A 17,458-nucleotide genomic window follows, 5' to 3' on the forward strand; every position below is an offset into this window, starting at 1 on the left:
TTCAGCTCAGCGCCTGGAACTCCACCCGGCGGTTGATGGCGGCGCCGGGATCCTTGTCGTCGTAGGGGAATTGCTCACCAACCCCGATCGCCTCGAGCCGGCCGGCGGCGATGCCGCAGTCGTTGACGAAGAACCGCTCCACCTCCTCGGCGCGCAGGATCGACAGCTTCTGATTGTAGTCGGCGGCGCCCGAGGCATCGGTATGGCCGATGATGCGGAACCGCTGGATGTCGGCGTCCTTCAGCACCGCGCAGACCTGCCGCAGCCGCGGCTTCTGGTCCGGGCTCAGGGCGGCGGAATCGAAGGCGAACTTCACCTGATAGTTCACCTGCTCGGACCTCGGCAGCGTCCAGTGCTGCGTGGTCGGCGCCTCGGTCGCCCCCTCCGCCGCCCCGAGCTGGAGCGTCGCGGCCGGCACCGTCGAGCCCGGGCTCGCCGCCGTCACCGCCGGCGCCGGCTCGATGACCACGGGCGCCTCCTGCCCGGCGGGCGCGACATTGGTCAGCACCAGACCGCGCGACGCGCCGAGATCCTGCGAGGTCCGCGCCGCGCCGATATCCTTGATCTGGCTCTCGAACAGGGCCTTCAGCTGGGCGTCGGTCAGCTCCTGCGCCGGCGCGGCCGCCGGAGCGAGGGCCAGCGCGACGAGAGTGAGAAGGGGAAGCTTCATGCGCCATCCTCCCGGCAAAGAGGTTTCGCCGTTCGGCGGAATAATATACCCTGACGCGCAGTTGTTCCAGCGCGTGAAACTCGCGCCGCCCGTCGGGGTTCCGTGGATCATGACCCGCTTGCCTATCCGGAGCGCCGCGTGACGGGGCCCGTGACGCGCGTGCCGCCACCGCGTCCGGCGGCGCTGGTCGAGGGCGCCGGCCTGACCCATGCCGGGCGGGTCCGCGACGCCAACGAGGATGCGATCCTGACCGATCCGTCCGGCGCGCTCTGGGCGGTCGCCGATGGCATGGGCGGCTATGGTCACGGCGAGATCGCGGCCGATATCGTGATCGATACCCTGTCGCGGCTGCCGCACGGCGCGCCGCCGGCGCTGCTTGTCACCGCGCTCGAGGCGGCCAACGCCGAGGTGCGCCGCCGCGCCGCCGATGGGCTCGGCCGGATGGGCGCCACCGTCGTCGCGGCGATGGTCGCGGCCGAGGCCGCCACCATCGCCTGGGTCGGCGACAGCCGGGCCTATCGGCTGAGCGGGGGGCGACTGGGGCGCCTTACCCATGATCATTCGGTCGTGCAGGAGTTGATCGATCGCGGCCAACTCGACCCGGCGGCGGCCGAAGCGGACCCCCGATCCCATATCGTCACCCGGGCGATCGGCGCGGACGAGCGGCTCGAAGTGGCACTGACCGCCACACCGCTGACGCCGGGCGACGCGCTGCTGCTCTGTTCCGACGGCCTCAGCAAATGCGTTCCGGAGGCGGAGATCGCGACGATCCTCGGAGCCATTTCCGGGGCGGAGGCGGCACCGGCGGAGATTTGCGCCGCGCTGGTCGAGGCGGCGTTGCACCGCGGGGCGCCGGACAATGTGTCGGTGATCGTCGTGCGCGCGAGCGGGGCCGGACGGCGGTGAAAGGGTCGAACGTCGTCGCAGCCGCCGTGGTCGGCGCTTGCCTCGTGCTCGCGGCGGCGACCTTCGCGCTGGTCTCGCAGATGCTCGGCGGCGCCGATCAGGCCGGCGGCGCGGCGGTTCAGGCGCGGATCCAGCGCCAGCTCGACGACCAGGCGCGCGACATCCGGGCGCTCGACCAGCGGGTGCGCGAACTCGCCGCCGCGCGGGACGCCGCGCCACCGCCGGCGGTGGCGCCGGTGGACGCTCCCGCCATCGCCTCGGTCGCGGTCGACGAGGGCGGCGTCGACCAGTTCGGCGGCGCCGCGCCACCGCCGGAAACGGAAGGGCTGATCGATCAGATGCGGCTCGCCGCCGACCGGTTCAACCAGGGGATCGAGCGGCCGCGGCCGCAGGTCCTGCTGGAGCTGCTCGGCAATCCGCGCGAGAGCTACGGTCAGGACTGCCAGCCGGTGACCAACCCCCGGATGCTGGCCGCGCTCGAGACGCGCGATATCGCCAGCTTCAAGCTCACCATGATGCGGCCGGCGCTCGATTCGCTTCAGGGGGTGATCGAGCGGCTGCGCAAGGAGGAGCCGGACATCTACGCCGCGATCGGCACCGCCGGCGCGCTCTGCGCGCGCTATGTGCGTGGTTCGCGCGGGTCGATCTCGTCGCATGCCTGGGGCCTCGCGGTCGATCTGACGCTGAAACAGAATCTCGATGCGATGGGCGACGGCAGCACGCAATTCGGGCTGGTGGTGCTGGCCGAATTCTTCAACGACGCCGGCTGGTACTGGGGCGCCGGCTATGGGCGCGAGGATTCGATGCATTTCGAGGTCGGCGAGGCCCTGCTGCGCCAGTGGATCGCCGAAGGCAAGCTGTGACCCCGGTTCCGACCGATCGCGCGGCACGGCTGGTGGCGAGACCATGAGCCCCGACCCCGGCGGACCGAAGACCGTGGTTCGGCCGGTGTCCGCGGGGCCGGGATCGGGCGCGGGGGGCGATGTCTTCGCGGCGCTGGCCCGGCCGGTGATCGCGTTCGCGCGCGACATCGAACGGGCGCCGCGACCCGACGCCGCGGCGCTCGCAGCCGAGGCGCGGCCGCTGCTCGGACGGTTCGAGCAGGAGGGTCGCCGCGCGGGGCTCGCGCCCGAGGCCATCCTCGACGCCCGCGACGCGCTGATCGCACTGATCGACGCGCGCGCCCGCGCCAATCCCGCCCTGCCAATCCGCGCCTGGACCAGCGCTTTCGCGGCCGCCGTGCCGTTGGGGCCCGGGACCACGCCCGAGGAACTCCGCCGCCGCGCCGAGGCCGCCGCGCGGGCGGGACGGGCGCGCCGCGACCTCGCACGGTTCCTGCGCCACTGCCTCGAGGCGGTCGAGGCGGCGCGGCCGGCGGCGCCCGCGCGGCGCGCGACCGGCGCCTGGGGCTGGCTGCTGCTCGCCTTCGCGCTTGGGATCGCCGGCTGGGCCGGCTGGGTCGAATGGCGCTATCGAACCGGGTTGCTGGCGCGACTGCCGGATGTCGAGGCGCTGGTCGCGGCCTCGGCGGAGGCGCCGACGGCGCGGCGGGCCGCGGCCCTCGACACCATCGCGTCCGCGGTCGCCGGGATCGAGACCGCCGCGCCCGACTCCCCGGCCGGCCTCCTCCACCGGCTGCCTTTCGCGGATCCCGGGGCGGCGGCGCGGCGGGAGTATGAGAGAGCCGCCGATGCCCTGCTGCCCGGGCCGCTCTGGGAGGGGCTCGGCGCCGCGATCGCCACCGAAGGCGACCCCGACGCGCTCTATGACACGCTGCGCGCCCGCGCGATCCTCGAAGGCCGCTCGCCGTGGCAGCCCCGGTTTCTCGCCGGCTGGGCGCAGGAGCGGGAGGCGGCGATCCCGGTGCTCTCCGGCCTCGCGCGCCACGTTCCGGCGCTCACCGGTCCCGCCGCGCCGACCGCGCCGGAGGATCCGGAGCTTCTGGCCCAGGCGCGCGCCTTCGCGGCGGAGGGGAGGCCGGCGGGGCGGGCCTTCCTCGAACTGCGCCGCTCGGACGCGGCGGCGGCCGTCCCGGACTGGCGGTTGCCGGAGGCGGTACCGGGTCTCGCGCCAGTGCTGATCCGCCGCTCCGGCCGACCGCTGGGGGAAGGGATCCCCGGCCTCTACACCGCCGGTGGCTGGGCCGCGGCCCGCGACGGCGGCGCGGCGGCCGCCATCGCGCTGGCATCGGGAGAGGGCGCCCGGCTGCTCGACGCGCAGAGCGACGCCGCTCCCCAAGCCGTGCTCGACGCGCTTCAGGCACGTACGCTCGACGAATGGAGCGGCTTTCTCGCCGACCTGCGGGTTCGGCCCTTTGCCGACCAGCCTGGCGCCGTGCTGATCAGCGGCGCGCTGGCGACCCGCGACTCCCCGCTCGCGGCGCTGATCGCCGAGGTCTGGCGCCAGACCGGCGGCGAGGATCGCGGCCGGACGCATGCCCAGCAGTTGCGCGTGGCCGCCGAATTCGGCCCGGCGATCCAGTTCGTCGAGCAGGGGCGCATGACCGAGGTGTCGCGCCTTTTCGCCGGGCTGAACGTCGCGCTCGCCGCGCTGGGGGAAGACGCTGATCTCGGCGAACAACGGCTGATGAGCGTGCAGTCGCAGGCGGCCTCGATCGCCACGCTGCGCCTCGCGCCGACGCTGGTCGGGCAGATCATCGAGGACGTGCTGGCCCAGACGGCGGCGGCCAACCCTTCGCTCGGGCGCCGCCCCGAGCCGCTGATCTGGCGAAGCTCGATCGGCCCCGCCTGCGCGGCGGCGGTCACCGGGCGCTATCCCTTCGCCGAGGGGCCGGACGCCGACCCGGCCGAGCTGGCGGGGGTTTTCGGGCGCCAGGGCCTCGTCACAGCCTTCTTTCGCGACCGGCTGGCGCCGCTGATGGACACGAGCGAGAGCCCCTGGCGCTGGAAACCCGAGGCGCGGCTCTCCGGATTTTCGCCTGACAGTGCCACGTTCTTCGAACGCGTCGCGGCGGTCGGGCCGGTCTATTTCGGCGACGGCGCCCTTGCCACGGCGCCCTTCACCGTCGAGGCGATCGCCGAACGCGACCGCGCCAGCCTGACCCTGGGCGGCGCCGAAGCCGCGATCGACACCGCCGGCGCGCCCGGCGCGCTCGCCTGGCCCGGCCCGACGCCCGCCGACGGCATGGGGATCGCCTTCGCGGGCGGTGAGCGCGCGGGCAGTCCCGGCGCCTGGGGCATGCTGCGCTTTCTCGACGGTCTGCGCCTGCGCGAGCGGGACGGCGGCCGGCGCTATCTGATCGACGCGCGGCTGACCGAGGCGGCGCACGTCTATTTCCGTGTAACCTTCGAGACCCCGTCGAACCCGGTCTCGGCCCGGCCGCTGTTGCGCGGTCTCGTGTGCCCGCCGGTCCTGTGAGCCTTCCATCTCCCTTCGCACGGCTTGTTAATCATGCCGTGCGAAGGGAAATGGCGTCCGCTGGAGCGACGTGGAAAATCTGGCTAGAGTGCCGCGCATCATGACCCGGCCCCTGCTTGTCGCCCTCGCCATCCTGACGACCTTGCCCGCCGCCGCGGCGCCCGTGCCGCCGCTGGCTCGGCCCGCGCCGATCGTCACCTGCGCCTCCGACGGCGCCGACTGCGTCGCCTCGACCAGCTATCTCGCCGATGTCTGCCGGATCATCGAGGCCGAGGCGCTGGGGAACGCCCTCGATCCAAACTTCTTCGCCCGGCTGGTCTGGCGCGAGAGCCTGTTCGACGCGGGCGCCGTCAGTCCAGCCGGCGCCCAGGGCATCGCGCAATTCATGCCGGAGACCGCGCGCCTGCGCGGCCTCGCGGATCCGTTCAATCCCGTCGAGGCGTTGCGGGCCTCGGCGCGCTATCTCTCGGATCTCAGCGCGCGCTTCGGCAATATCGGCCTCGCCGCCGCGGCCTATAACGGCGGCGAGGCGCGGGCCGAGAAATTCGTCGCATCCGAAGGCGGTCTCGCGCCCGAGACCCGCGCCTATGTCACGGCGATCACCGGCCATTCCGCCGAGGCCTGGCGCGACGCCCCTCCCGCATCGGTCGATCTCGCGCTTGCCAGGGAAGGTGCGTTCCAGGCGACCTGCGTCGCGCATGCGGAGAGACGCCGCTGGCGCGAATATGCCGCCACGCCGCCGCCGCGGCCCTGGGGGGTCATTCTGGCCTCGAACCGCGATCGCGACGGCGCCGAGCGGCAGATGGAGCGGCTGAGCAACCGCTACGCCGCGATCCTGCGCGGCGAGCAGGTGTCCTATACGCACGCGCGGCCGCCCGGCATGCCGCGACGGCTGCATATGGCGCAGATCGGCCGCGACAGTCGCGCCGAGGCGGAGGCCCTGTGTACGCGCCTCCGCGCCGCCGGCGGCGCCTGCATGGTGCTGCGCAACTGACGCTGGCCGGTCCCTCGATACGGGGACTTCAGGCGAGACGGCGCCCCGAACCCCGCGACCATCGCGTTTGACGCTGTCGAGACTGAGCCGGCGTACGCGCCGGGTGTTGGCGGCCTCGTTGGGATCGAGGCCGCCCCGCCATCGGTTCGAGGGGCGGGTCGACGACCTCGGCGCGGCGCTTGATCTCGGCGTTGACCCGTTCGAGCGGATTGGTGGAGTGGAGTTTCGAGCGGTGCCGGGGCGGGAAGGTCACGTACCCCTCCCGGCCGGAACGTCCCTGCTACCGCCCGAGACGGCGGCGGGGCACGTGGAGAACATGAAGGCACTCGCGCCTCTGAAGCAGGCGTCGCTGCGACCATGATCGGCGCGGGCGTCTCGAAAGCCGAAGCCGTCGATATGCTGAAGCAGATCGGGCGCGGCGACCTCAGCAAGTCGCTGGAGCGGACATGGGGGCAGGCGGCACAGGCGGCGGTACGGGCGGCGCCGCGCGAAGATGGAAGGGATGACCGGCGATGAAACCATACGCCCCCAGCTCCTCGCGGCCGCGGCGGCTGCGCCCCGCAGCACGGCTGCGCGGGCGGATATACCGGCTACGCGGGCGGGCATACCGGCGGTATGGCGCAGCAGGCCGCGCGGCAGCAGCAACCGCGGCAGGTCGCGCAACCGCTGCCCGGCGGCTTCGCGGATGCGCGGCAACCGCTACGGCCGACCGGACCGATGCATCCGCTCCTCGAACCCCTGAGGCGCCAGAAGCAGGCCCCATGGCTGCGCGTTCCGCGTATGGTCCTACTGTGGGCGCTACGGGCCGAGAGATATTTGCAAGCCGTTGAAATCGTTTCCTGAAATCGGTCGTCTGGCGGAGAGGAAGGGATTCGAACCCTCGAGACGGTTCCCCGCCTGCACCCTTAGCAGGGGTGTGCCTTCGACCACTCGGCCACCTCTCCGCCGACCCGTATATTGGCCAAAAGCCTAGAGAACAAGGGCTTTTAGCCAGACTTCCCCACCACGGCCCGACGCCATGTTTTCGCTGGCTTTCGGTGTTTTCGGTCGACGACCTCGTCAAGGCGCTCGGCATGGGCGGCGTTTCTCAGGCGGCGGCCTCGAGCGAGGTCGGACGCCGATACGTCTCACCTCGCCGGAGCATCGCCCGGAGCGAGCGCGACGTCTTGCGCACGACGGCGACCGCGGCGACGTCTATCGGGCGCCGGGCCATCAGTGCCTGGAGCCAAGGCCGCGGCTTGACCTTGTGGCGGAACGTGGTGCCCAGCATCGCCCGTGCGCCATGGATCAGGAGCGTTCCGAGAGGCTGTTTGGAAATTCGGCGGCGGAGGGCCGGCGAGGGATTTTTGTGCCACCGGCAGGAGGTCATGAGGGTCAATATCGGGGATATTGGCCCTCGTGACCGACGCACCGGGGCGCGAAAAGACCCGCCGGACCGACCCGTCCGGGTTTTCAAACGGACTCTGAGACACCGGTCGCCGCCATTGCTGATCCGACCGATGTGCTCTCCGCCGCCACTCGCGGAGATGCGTGGCGTCAATCCGAGCCAAGCGGCGAAATGGCGCGCCGATCGGAACTGGGCGCCGTCGCCGATCGCAGCGACCAGCGCCGTCGCCGTCGCCGTCAGCGGCTCTCCGAAGCAGCGGTCGCGCGCCTGCCGGTCCGGCGCGGCCTGACGAATGGCACGAACCCGTGGCTCGCTCGCCAGGCGGGAGGCTCGGACTGGCGCGCCATTTTCCCGCCCTCGCGGGTCGTGTCTCGTTCTGGTTGAGTTCAGCGTCCGGGATAGTGGCTGATTTCCTGGACGGATTCGCGGATCTTCCGATGACTCAGCATCGTCCGTCCGGTCGATCGGAGCAGGCGACGCGGACGCAGCCTCGCAGCCAGCGATGCGCCGCGTCGCCCTCCATGCGCGGATGCCAGAGCAAAGAGATCGTGAACGGCGCCACGTCGAACGGCAGGGCAAAGCAGCGCAGGTCCCTGCGCAAGCCTTCGGTGTGGCGCTCGGGCACGGTCGCTACGAGATCCGTCTCCCGTGCCAGAGCCAGGGCCGTCGAAAAGCCGCTCACCACCGTCGCAACCTTGCGTTCCAGACCGGCCGCGCGCGCGGCTTCGTCAACCTCGCCGCTGCGCAGGCCGCGGCGCAGCACGAGGACATGGCCGAAGCCCGCGTAGTCGGTTCCCGACACCACCCCTTGTCCAAGGGCGTGGCTCGCACGCACCACCCCGACCCAGCGGTCACGAAACAACGGTACGACGCGCAGTTCCGGCGCGGTTCCGCTGTCCACCACTCCGGTTTCCAGATCGACGTCACCCTCACGGAGTGGTTCGCTGTCCTTGTCGGGCTTGGTCTGAAACTGCAACGTCACCCCCGGCGCCTGCCCGGCAACGATGGCCAGCAATCCTGGCCCGAAGGTCTCGGCGAAACCCTCGCTGCCGCGCAGGACAAACCGACGCGACAACCGCCCCAGGTCCAGCGCCTCGGCCGGGCGCAACACCGCTTTCGCCCCTTCCACGAGAGGCCCGACCTGCCCCCGAAGCTCGATCGCGCGCGGCGTGGGCACCAGCCGCCGTCCTGCCCGCACCAGGAGCGGATCGCCAGTCACCTCGCGCAACCGGGCCAGCGCCCGGCTCATCGCCGAGGGGCTGAGCCGCGCGCGGCGCGCGGCGCCGGCCACGCTGCCTTCAGTCAGAAGCACGTCGAGCGTGAGCAGCAGGTTCAGGTCAGGCATTACCGGGGTCTCATGTGGCATGGCGTTTGATGCAACTATTAGATGCCAACGGTGCGCCTTCTGCAATGAACGGTTTCGATCTACCTGTCGCTCCGCACAGCTCATGGAGATCGCAATGTCACCCCGCCAGCGCCTGGATTCCGTCCCGGTTCGTCGACTTTCCGACCGTCCTGGTCATGGCGCCGCCGGCACGGCGCCTGGTCGGCATGGTCAAGGCCCTTTCGGTACAGGCGCGGTGATGTCGGAAATCGTGTTGGGCCAGGCAGAGCGCCATTGGCCCCGCCTCGCGGCCTTGTCGCTGGTGATGTTGCTGCCATCGCTGGGCACCAGCATCGCGAATGTGGCCCTGCCCACTCTGGCCGCGTCCTTCGACGCGACCATGGGCGAGGTGCAATGGGTTGTGATCGCCTATCTTCTGGCGGTGACCAGCCTGATTGTCAGCGCCGGACGTCTGGGCGACATCATCGGGCGTCGGCGACTGCTGCTGACGGGCATCGCCGTTTTCGCCGTCGGAGCGGCCGCGGCGGCCGTCGCGCCCGACCTCCGGGTCTTGATCCTGGCCCGGGGCGTTCAGGGAGCCGGGGCAGCCGTCATGATGTCCCTGACGATCGCCATGGTCGGCGAGCTGGTGCCGAAGGACCGTACCGGCGCCGCCATGGGTCTCTTGGGAACCGTGTCCGCCGTCGGAACGGCGCTCGGCCCGTCGCTTGGGGGTGCGATGATTGCCGCGTTCGGATGGCCTTCGGTCTTCGCCGCGCTTGCGCTCCTGGGCATCGGCGCCTTGCTGATCGGCCGCGCCCTGTTCCCAGCCGATGCGGAGGCCGCGGTACGGACGGCCGGATTCGACAGCATCGGCACGGTATTGCTGGCGCTGTCGCTTCTTGCGTTCACCGTCACGCTGACCATGGGCGCCCAGCTGTCGCCGGTCGGGATTTCCGGTCTGGCCGCGCTGGCGGGCTTCGGGTTCGGGGCCTTCGTCTGGCATCGGGCGCGGACACCGGCACCGCTTGTCCGGCTCGATCTTCTGCGCGACCGGGGGCTGAGCACTGGTCTGGCGTCGCTCGCGCTGGTTTCGGTCATCGTGATGGCGACGCTGGTCGCAGGTCCGTTCTACCTGTCACAGGTCCTGGGCCTGGGGTCATTCGAGACAGGGCTCGTCATGTCGGTCGGGCCCGTCGTGGCCGCGCTGACCGGGGCTCCGGCGGGTCGCCTGGTCGATCGCGCCGGGTCACATCGAGTGATGGTCGCGGGACTCGTCCCGGTGATCGCAGGCTCGGCGCTGCTTGCCGTGCTGCCAGCCGGCTTCGGAGTAGGCGGCTATCTGACCGGCCTCGTTCTCATCACCTCCGGATATGCGCTGTTTCAGGCGGCGAACACGACCTCGATCATGCAGGGGGCAACAAGCGACCGCAGGGGAGTCACTTCGGCCCTGCTGGGTCTGTCCCGAAACCTTGGTCTCATCACGGGAGCATCCGCGATGGGGACGGTCTATGCCCTGGGACCGTTCTTCGCGGACACCCTTGGCCTCCGTTCCGGCGACGCGGCGGGGCTGCGATCCACTTTCGTCGTCGCGACTGTCCTTGCCGGACTTGCCTTGGGCATCAGTCTGTGGCGCCGGCGCCCTGGATGAAGCTTCCGGCAGCCCCGGTCCTGCGGCGGATGATCCTGGAGGCGAGCAGGAGCAGCGACGCGCCCGCGAGGCTGTAGACGCCCATGGCGAGGATCTGGTCCGGATAGCCGACGCCCCGGTCGATGAGATAGCCGGTGAGGCCGGGGCCCGCGGCCGAGGCGAAGACCCCCGCCGCCATGACCAGCGACCGGACCGAGCCGAGGTGCCGCGTACCGTAGATCTCCGGCCAGAGGGCGCCGAAGAGGGTCGAGGCAAAGCCGTAGGACATTCCCTGCAGGAGCATGAACGCCCAGGCGCTCCATCGCCCCTCGAAACTCGCGAGGACGAGACATGCGGCGGCGAGGGGCAGCAGGAAGAAGGGCAGCATCCGGACGGCGGAGAAGCGATCGATCAGCGCGCCGCAGACCAGCGCGCAGACAATGGTGGCGCCCGCCATCAGCGCGAAGGTCGAGGCGAAGAACTCCATCGTCCAGCCGCGCAGCTCGACCAGGTAGATCTGATGGAAGAAGATCGTCGTGCCGATGAAGCTCGGCGCCAGCACCCCGAGAAGCAGCAGGTAGAAGACCGGGTCGCGAACGACCTCCGCCCGCGTCCAGTCCCGCCCGGTGTCGGCGCGGATCGCGGGGTCGTCGGCGCGGGGGGTCCGCTCGACCCGCATCAGGAGGAAGATCGCCGGCAGCGCCACTGCGACGAGCAGCGCGGCCGCGGCTCCCCAGGCGCCGCGCCATCCGATCGCCCCGGCGGTCGCGACGAAAAGCGACGGCACCAGCGCTTCGCCGGCGTTCTGGCCGAGTGCCACGAGGGAGATCGCCCTCCCGCGCTGTGCCGAGAACCAGCGCCCCATCGCGGTCATGGCGGTATGGGTCATCATGCCCTGGCCGAAGAGGCGGAGCAGGTAGATCGCCAGCGTCAGGAGGACGATGTTGCCGGACAGGGCCATCGCCACCGATGCCGCGGCGAGGGCCGGCACGATAACCAGCGTCACGCGACCGACCTTCAGCCAGTCGACGATCTGCCCGAGACGGGTGAGGGTCAGCGCGCTCGCCAGCGTCGCGATCATGTAGAGCAGGCCGAACTGGCCGTGCGACAGGCCGTATTCGGCGCGGATGTCACCGGCCGAGAGCGAGATGAAATAGGTCTGTCCCGCCGCCGAGAAGAGGGTGAGAAGGAAGCCACCGGCGATCCAGCGCGCATTCTCCCGGATGAAGGCGAGGATGGGCATCGGGCGGCGTTCGCTGGCGAGCCCGTCGCGCCGAACTGCATCGAGAAGGGACATTCGTCGCTCGAAACTGCTGCATCCCGCGGGCCAGGACCTGCGATGCGGGTTGTCCCGGGGATAGGCGCCGGGCGGAGCCACCCGGCAGGCCGGGTCCGATGATGCCCGAGCGAGTACCGGGAAGCGCCGGCTCCTGCAAGTCCGGCGCGGGTTGAGCGCGCGCTGTCTTGGGTGGGCTGGCGAACCTGATTGCGCGCCGCCGCCTCGGGCAAAACGGATACCGCGTCGGCGAACGGCTTCCCGCCCCTTGCGACCTGCGTGCGTCACCTCGCAGGGCATCCCGCCTCGCCAGCGCGGGAAGCGCCGCTCCCGTCGCCCGCCCCGCAGGCTCGATCTTCCAGCCGATGCGGATCGGTTCGGAGCACCTTCACCGGGGGAAGGGCGTCCGCGGTCAGGAGCCGGCGATGGTCCTCGGTCAGCGAACGATGGCAGGAGCCCAGCAGGGCGTCGATCGCCGGAATGAGGGGCGCGCCGTCCAGGGTCGCACCCGCGCGCGCGCCAGTATACCGCGCCCCCGTGTTTCCACACAGCCTCGGCCCGAGAACGACGACGAGTGATGATTGCCCGCGGCCAGGTTGGTCGCGATGAGTTCCGGCCGGGTTCAGATTTACCGCGCATGTACGACGACATCGAAGTCGCCGCCGCTGTCGACCGATTCAAACCGGCGCCGCGCGCACTCGGTCCTCCGCTTCGCTTCGGGCGTCGCGTCGTCGGTACCGATCTTCAGGCTTCGCCAGGAATGCCCGTCGACGCACTGGTTCCTGACGCTTGCCGCCGCCCGCGAAAAGATGGAGGCTTGGCGCAGGTTCTGCGACGCGGACCGACCCCGCGGCGCGATCGGCCGCGAGGTCCCGATCGCCTTGACTGAACCAGGCGGCGAGGCCGGCCCGCCGCCATGACGAAGCCCGGACTTTCCGGCCCCCGGGCGGCCCGAGGTTCGGGTTCAGCGCAAGGTCACGTCAGGCCCCGCCGCCGGGATATTCGGGAAGAGACGCGCCGCGAGGAGGTTACACCGATGTTCGATGACTTGCGCCGGGCGATCCTTGCGCGCCGCGCGGCGCTGATCGGGCTGACCCAGGCGCTGATCCGGGTGCCGACGATCAATCCGCCGGGCGAGAACTATCGCGAGGCTTGCGAGGTCGTGGCCCGCCACCTCCAGCCGCTCGGTTTCGAGACGCGGTTCCTGCGCGCGACCGGCACGCCGGGCGACAGCGAGCGCCATCCGCGCTGGAACCTCGTCGCGTGGCGCGAGGGGACCAGACCGGGGCGCTGTGTGCATTTCAACGGGCATATCGACGTCGTCGAGGTCGGTCACGGCTGGACCGTCGATCCCTTCGGCGGCGATCTGATCGAGGGCCGGGTCTATGGCCGCGGCGCCTGCGACATGAAGGGCGGGATCGCGACGGCGGTCATCGCCGTCGAGGCTTTCCTCGAGATCCGCCCGGACTATCCCGGCTCCATCGAGTTTTCCGCCACCGCCGACGAGGAGACCGGCGGCTATGGCGGCGTCGCCTGGCTGGCCGAGCGTGGCGCCTTCGCCGGGGCCGATCACGTCATCATCCCCGAGCCCTTGAACAAGGACCGTGTCTGCCTCGGCCATCGCGGCGTCTGGTGGGCCGAGGTCGAGACCTTCGGCCGCATCGCCCATGGCTCGATGCCGTTCCTCGGCGATTGCGCGGCGCGGCACATGGGCGCGGTGCTCGCCGAGATGGAGGAGACACTGTTCCCGGTCCTCGCCGCGCGGCGCACCGCGATGCCGGTGGTGCCGGCGGCGGCCCGGGCCTCGACGCTCAACATCAATTCCCTGCACGGTGGTCAGGCCGAGCCGGAGCCGGGCTTCACCGGCTGGCCCGCGCCGGTGGTGCCGGATCGCTGCCGCATGGTGATCGACCGGCGCTTCCTGGTCGAGGAGAAGCTCGCCGAGGTGAAGGCCGAGTTCCGCGCCGTGCTCGATCGCGCGACGCGACGCCGGCCCTTCGACTATGCGCTGCGCGACATGCACGAGGTGCTGCCGACCATGGCCGACCCCGAGGCGCCGGTGGTGGTGGCGGTCAGCCGCGCGGTCGAGCGCGCGCTGGGGCGGCCGGCCGAGCATGTCGTGTCGCCGGGCACCTACGACCAGAAGCATATCGACCGGATCGGGCGGTTGCGAAATTGCGTCGCCTACGGGCCGGGCATACTGGACCTTGCCCACCAACCGGACGAATATGTCGCGGTGGACGACATGATCGACGCGGCGCTGGTCATGGGCTTGGCACTCGCCGATCTGCTCGAACCGGAAGCAGGTTAGACGACGAAGCTCAACTGGCCCGAGGTGGCCTCCGGCGGGGAAGGGACAGAAATGGGGCGATCGCTCTGGGGCCTTGGGTTGGTGCTCGCGGCCGGCATGGCGGCCGCGGCGCCGCGCACCGACATCGTGGTGGGAATGCAGCTCGAGCCGCCGCATCTCGATCCGACGGCGGGCGCCGCCGCCGCGATCGACGAGGTGACCTACGCCAATGTATTCGAGGGCCTGACCCGCTTCGGTCCCGAGGGGCAGGTGCTGCCGGGTCTCGCCGAGAGCTGGTCGGTGGCGCCGGACGGGCTCAGCTGGGAATTCACCTTGCGCGAGGGTGTGACCTTTCACGATGGCACGCCCTTCACCGCCGAAGACGTGGTCTTCTCCTTCGAACGCGCCATGGCCGACGAGTCGACCAATGCGCAGAAGGCGCTGTTCGCCGGCATCAATTCGGTGAACGTGATCGAGGACACCGCCGTCGAGATCGGGCTCGACGCGCCCAAGGCGACGCTGCTGTCGAACCTCGCCTGGGGCGACGCGGCCATCGTCTCGCCGGCCAGCGCGGACAGCAACAAGACCCATCCGGTGGGGACCGGGCCGTTCAAGTTCTCGAACTGGATACAGGGCGACCGGATCGAGCTGGTGAAGAACCCCGACTACTGGGGCGAGCCGGCGAAGCTCGACAAGGTGACCTTCAAGTTCATCTCCGATCCGACCGCCGCCTACGCCGCGATGATGGCCGGCGATCTCGACGCCTATCCGGTTTTCCCCGCGCCGGAAAATCTGGCGCAGTTCGCGGCCGATCCGCGGTTCTCGGTGATCGTCGGCACCACCGAGGGCGAGACGATCCTCGCCATGAACAACGCCCGCCCGCCGTTCAACGACATTCGCGTGCGCGAGGCGGTCGCCCACGCTATTGATCGCAAAGCAATCATAGACGGCGCGATGTTCGGCTATGGTACGCCGATCGGCAGTCATTTCCCACCGCACAACGCGGCCTACGAGGATCTGACGGCGCTATCGGCCTATGATCCGGCGAAATCGAAGGCGTTGCTGGCCGAGGCGGGCTATCCCGACGGATTCGAGACCACGCTGACCCTGCCGCCGCCCTCCTACGCCCGGCGCGGCGGCGAGATCGTCGCCGCGCAGCTGCGCGCCGTCGGCATCGTGTCCCGGATCGTCAATGTCGAATGGGCGCAGTGGCTGGAGCAGGTCTTCAAGAACAAGGACTTCGGCCTGAGCATCGTCAGCCATACCGAGCCGATGGATATCGAGATCTATGCCCGCGACGACTATTACTTCGGCTATCACGACCCGGTCATGAAGTCGCTGATCTGGGGCCTCGACCGCTTGCCCGAACAGGCGGACCGGGACGAGGTGCTGCGCGCCGCGCAGGAGCGGATCGCGAGCCGCTACGTGAACGGCTTTCTGTTCCAGCTGCCGAAGACCGGCGTCGCCGACGCGCGGATCGAAGGCTTGTGGGTGAACGCGCCGACGCAGGCGGACGACATGACCGCGGTCCATTGGCAAGAGTGAGGCCGGCGGCGATGGGCGCGGGCGGGATGGGGGCCGGCGCGGGGATCGGAGGCGCGCGCGTGGCCTTCTATGCCTCGCTGCTGCTCGGGCTCGGCGTCTGGGTCGCGATGGCGGGACACCATCCGATGCTGCGCATCCTGCTCGCCAGCGACGTGTTCTTCGCGATCTTCATCGGGATGGTACTGCGCATCGCCTTCCGCGCCTCGACCGAACATCTGCGGAGCCATGTCGTCGTGCCGCGCCGCGGCGCCGCGCTGGTGCTCGCACTGGCCGCGGCGGCGGTGGTGCTGAGCCTGATCGCGATCTTCATTCTGCTCAACCATCCCCGCGACGAAGGCTCGCTGTTTCCGATCGTCGCCGTGGCGAGCGTGCCGCTCAGCTTCGCCATGCTGCACACCATGGCCGCCTTCAACTACGCCAGGCTCTACTACGCGCCGAACCGCCGCGGTCGCCCGACCGGCGGGCTGGTCTTTCCCGGCGAAGTGGAGCCCGACGCGCCGGATTTTCTCTACTACGCCTTCTCGGTCGGCATGTCCTTCGCCGCGTCCGACGTGGTGGCGCGAACCCAGAGGATGCGCTTCGCCACGCTCTCGCACGCGCTGATCGCCTTTCTCTTCAATACGTCGCTGATCGCGCTGGCGGTGAACGCCGCGATGGCCTTCACGAGCTGACACGGCCGTGATGCACCTGCACCGTCACGGCCGGTTCTATCTGGCGCTGGCCGCGGCGGTGGCGGTCTTCCTCATCGCCAGACTGCTCGCGCCGGGGGCCGACCCCGAGTTTCGCGCACTGCTCGCCGGCGACGTGTTCTTCGGCGTCTTTCTCGCGTTGATGGCGTTCTTCGCGTACCGCGTCGATCCCGAGGGGCTGCGCCGCCGCGCCGCCGTCGAGGACGAGGGGTGGCCGCTCATCTTGGCGCTGACCGCCGCCGCCGCCGGCTTCGGTCTCGCCTCGACCTTCGTCGTCATCAACAGCGGTCAGGAGAAGTCGGCCGGCGTGCTGTTCCTCGCCATGGCCAGCGTTCCGGTCAGCTGGGCCATGGTGCATACGCTGGCCGCCTTCCACTACGCGAACCTCTACTATGCCAGGGGCGGGGACGGCGACGCGGCGGGGCTCGAGTTTCCCGGCGGCGATGAGGAGCCAGGGATGCTGGAGTTTCTCTACTATTCCTTCGTGGTCGGCATGACCGCGCAGGTATCGGATGTCAGCGTCGCCTCGCATGCGCAGCGCAAGGCGACGCTGACCCACGGCATCGCCTCGTTCTTCTACAACACCGTGCTGATCGCGCTGGCCGTCAACGCCGCGATCAGTATCGCCGGTTGAACCGTTGATCCGCTATCTCCTCGCCCGCCTTGTCTCGCTCGGCGCCAGCCTCGCGGTGGCGAGCCTTGTGATCTTCGTCATGCTCAACATCGTGCCCGGCGACCCGGCGGCCTACATGCTCGGCATGAACGCCTCGCCGGACACCGTGGCCGCGCTCCGGACCGAGCTCGGCCTCGACGCTGGCCCGACGGAGCGCTACCTCGACTGGATCGCCGGCATGGCGCGGGGCGATTTCGGCACCTCCTACACCTATCGCGCGCCGGTGGCGAAGATGATCGCCGACCGGTTGTGGGTTTCGCTGCCGCTGGCGCTCTACGCGCTGGCGCTGTCGACGCTGGTCGCCTTTCCGGCGGGCATCCTCGCGGCGGCGCGGCGCGGGCGGGCGACCGACGCGACGGTGATGGGCGTCACCCAGCTCGGCATCGCCGTGCCGAACTTCTGGTTCGCCATGCTGCTGTCGCTGGTCTTCGCCGTGCATCTCAAATGGGTCTCCGCCGGTGGGTTCCCGGGCTGGGGCGGGGGCGTCGGCCCCGCGCTGAAGGCGCTGACCCTGCCGGCGATCGCCCTCGCGCTGCCACAGGCCTCGATCCTCGCGCGGGTCATGCGCTCGGCGCTGATCGACACGCTCGGCGAGGATTTCATCCGCACCGCCCGCGCCAAGGGCCTGGGGCCGGGTCAGGCGCTGCTTTTCCATGCGTTGCGCAATGCGATGATCCCGGTCCTGACCATCATCGG

Annotated in this window: 14 protein-coding genes, 1 tRNA gene, 3 pseudogenes and 1 other annotated feature; of the genes and pseudogenes, 12 read left to right on the top strand and 6 right to left on the bottom strand. The window is 70.4% G+C overall.

Features of this window, described 5'->3' with window-relative positions:
- Window position 1 precedes the first annotated feature (1 nt).
- Window positions 2-670 carry an OmpA family protein gene (locus Q0480_RS09935; RefSeq protein ID WP_299132507.1) on the bottom strand — a complete coding sequence of 223 codons (669 nt, stop codon included), beginning with the start codon at window positions 668-670 and terminating at the stop codon, window positions 2-4.
- 138 nt (window positions 671-808) lie between these two features.
- Here Q0480_RS09935 and Q0480_RS09940 point away from each other — a divergent pair, with 138 nt between their 5' ends.
- The 4 genes from Q0480_RS09940 to Q0480_RS09955 all read left to right on the top strand — a co-directional run bounded on the left by Q0480_RS09940 (window position 809) and on the right by Q0480_RS09955 (window position 5,948).
- The gene (locus tag Q0480_RS09940) at window positions 809-1,576 is read left to right on the top strand and encodes a protein phosphatase 2C domain-containing protein (RefSeq protein WP_299132508.1); all 768 of its coding nucleotides are present in this window, start codon (window positions 809-811) and stop codon (window positions 1,574-1,576) included.
- Entirely contained in the window at window positions 1,573-2,439 is an 867-nt protein-coding gene (locus Q0480_RS09945; protein WP_299132509.1) for a M15 family metallopeptidase, read from the top strand. Before Q0480_RS09940 ends, Q0480_RS09945 begins: the two co-directional genes overlap by 4 nt.
- 43 nt (window positions 2,440-2,482) lie before the next feature.
- A complete protein-coding gene (locus Q0480_RS09950; protein WP_299132511.1) occupies window positions 2,483-4,954 on the top strand; it encodes an ImcF-related family protein in 2,472 nt (823 codons plus the stop codon).
- A 100-nt stretch (window positions 4,955-5,054) separates the two neighbouring features.
- Complete coding sequence (locus Q0480_RS09955; RefSeq protein WP_299132513.1) at window positions 5,055-5,948, top strand: lytic transglycosylase domain-containing protein; 894 nt, start codon at window positions 5,055-5,057, stop codon at window positions 5,946-5,948.
- Between the two features lie 160 nt (window positions 5,949-6,108).
- Here Q0480_RS09955 and Q0480_RS09960 read toward each other — a convergent pair.
- A pseudogene (locus tag Q0480_RS09960) lies at window positions 6,109-6,204 on the bottom strand (transposase); the annotation flags it as partial.
- 101 nt (window positions 6,205-6,305) lie between these two features.
- Between Q0480_RS09960 and Q0480_RS09965 the strand changes: the two are divergent.
- Entirely contained in the window at window positions 6,306-6,464 is a 159-nt protein-coding gene (locus Q0480_RS09965) for a hypothetical protein (RefSeq protein ID WP_299132514.1), read from the top strand.
- Window positions 6,465-6,802: 338 nt separating this feature from the next.
- Here Q0480_RS09965 and Q0480_RS09970 read toward each other — a convergent pair.
- The 3 genes and pseudogenes from Q0480_RS09970 to Q0480_RS09980 form a co-directional block, all read right to left on the bottom strand.
- Window positions 6,803-6,892, bottom strand: a tRNA-Ser gene (locus Q0480_RS09970).
- Between the two features lie 518 nt (window positions 6,893-7,410).
- Window positions 7,411-7,566, bottom strand: a pseudogene (locus Q0480_RS09975) (transposase); the annotation flags it as partial.
- Between the two features lie 211 nt (window positions 7,567-7,777).
- Entirely contained in the window at window positions 7,778-8,680 is a 903-nt protein-coding gene (locus tag Q0480_RS09980; RefSeq protein WP_299132515.1) for a LysR family transcriptional regulator, read from the bottom strand.
- A 238-nt stretch (window positions 8,681-8,918) separates the two neighbouring features.
- Between Q0480_RS09980 and Q0480_RS09985 the strand changes: the two genes are divergently transcribed.
- Window positions 8,919-10,310 carry an MFS transporter gene (locus Q0480_RS09985; RefSeq protein ID WP_299132516.1) on the top strand — a complete coding sequence of 464 codons (1,392 nt, stop codon included), beginning with the start codon at window positions 8,919-8,921 and terminating at the stop codon, window positions 10,308-10,310.
- Here the strand turns inward: Q0480_RS09985 and Q0480_RS09990 are convergent.
- On the bottom strand, window positions 10,282-11,586 hold the full coding sequence (locus Q0480_RS09990; RefSeq protein WP_299132517.1) for an MFS transporter: 1,305 nt from the start codon (window positions 11,584-11,586) through the stop codon (window positions 10,282-10,284). The genes Q0480_RS09985 and Q0480_RS09990 overlap by 29 nt on opposite strands.
- A 47-nt stretch (window positions 11,587-11,633) precedes the next feature.
- Window positions 11,634-11,686: a sequence feature (sul1 is cis-regulatory element that is thought to sense ions involved in sulfur or methionine metabolism; They are found in Alphaproteobacteria), on the bottom strand.
- Between the two features lie 625 nt (window positions 11,687-12,311).
- Between Q0480_RS09990 and Q0480_RS09995 the strand changes: the two are divergent.
- The 6 genes and pseudogenes from Q0480_RS09995 to Q0480_RS10020 all read left to right on the top strand — a co-directional run.
- Window positions 12,312-12,485 (top strand): annotated as a pseudogene (locus tag Q0480_RS09995) (integrase core domain-containing protein); the annotation flags it as partial.
- A gap of 116 nt (window positions 12,486-12,601) precedes the next feature.
- On the top strand, window positions 12,602-13,876 hold the full coding sequence (locus tag Q0480_RS10000; protein ID WP_299132518.1) for an acetylornithine deacetylase/succinyl-diaminopimelate desuccinylase family protein: 1,275 nt from the start codon (window positions 12,602-12,604) through the stop codon (window positions 13,874-13,876).
- 51 nt (window positions 13,877-13,927) lie between these two features.
- Entirely contained in the window at window positions 13,928-15,400 is a 1,473-nt protein-coding gene (locus Q0480_RS10005) for an ABC transporter substrate-binding protein (RefSeq protein ID WP_299132519.1), read from the top strand.
- Between the two features lie 59 nt (window positions 15,401-15,459).
- Window positions 15,460-16,071: a DUF1345 domain-containing protein gene (locus Q0480_RS10010; RefSeq protein WP_299132520.1), complete on the top strand. Its 612-nt coding sequence runs from the start codon at window positions 15,460-15,462 to the stop codon at window positions 16,069-16,071.
- Between the two features lie 10 nt (window positions 16,072-16,081).
- Entirely contained in the window at window positions 16,082-16,723 is a 642-nt protein-coding gene (locus tag Q0480_RS10015; protein WP_299132521.1) for a DUF1345 domain-containing protein, read from the top strand.
- Window positions 16,724-16,727: 4 nt separating this feature from the next.
- Window positions 16,728-17,458, top strand: a 731-nt coding sequence (locus Q0480_RS10020; RefSeq protein WP_299132523.1) for an ABC transporter permease, incomplete at its 3' end; no start/stop codon positions are given.

Source organism: uncultured Amaricoccus sp. (assembly GCF_937891315.1).
In the GTDB taxonomy this organism is placed as follows: domain Bacteria; phylum Pseudomonadota; class Alphaproteobacteria; order Rhodobacterales; family Rhodobacteraceae; genus Amaricoccus.

Excerpts from the sequence above, each read along its gene's own strand:
- Q0480_RS09935 (WP_299132507.1), bottom strand. The coding sequence starts at position 670 with ATGAAGCTTCCCCTTCTCACTCTCGTCGCGCTGGCCCTCGCTCCGGCG.
- Q0480_RS09950 (WP_299132511.1), top strand. The coding sequence starts at position 2,483 with ATGAGCCCCGACCCCGGCGGACCGAAGACCGTGGTTCGGCCGGTGTCC.
- Q0480_RS09955 (WP_299132513.1), top strand. The coding sequence starts at position 5,055 with ATGACCCGGCCCCTGCTTGTCGCCCTCGCCATCCTGACGACCTTGCCC.
- Q0480_RS09965 (WP_299132514.1), top strand. The coding sequence starts at position 6,306 with ATGATCGGCGCGGGCGTCTCGAAAGCCGAAGCCGTCGATATGCTGAAG.
- Q0480_RS09980 (WP_299132515.1), bottom strand. The coding sequence starts at position 8,680 with ATGCCTGACCTGAACCTGCTGCTCACGCTCGACGTGCTTCTGACTGAA.
- Q0480_RS09985 (WP_299132516.1), top strand. The coding sequence starts at position 8,919 with ATGTCGGAAATCGTGTTGGGCCAGGCAGAGCGCCATTGGCCCCGCCTC.
- Q0480_RS09990 (WP_299132517.1), bottom strand. The coding sequence starts at position 11,586 with ATGTCCCTTCTCGATGCAGTTCGGCGCGACGGGCTCGCCAGCGAACGC.
- Q0480_RS10000 (WP_299132518.1), top strand. The coding sequence starts at position 12,602 with ATGTTCGATGACTTGCGCCGGGCGATCCTTGCGCGCCGCGCGGCGCTG.
- Q0480_RS10005 (WP_299132519.1), top strand. The coding sequence starts at position 13,928 with ATGGGGCGATCGCTCTGGGGCCTTGGGTTGGTGCTCGCGGCCGGCATG.
- Q0480_RS10015 (WP_299132521.1), top strand. The coding sequence starts at position 16,082 with ATGCACCTGCACCGTCACGGCCGGTTCTATCTGGCGCTGGCCGCGGCG.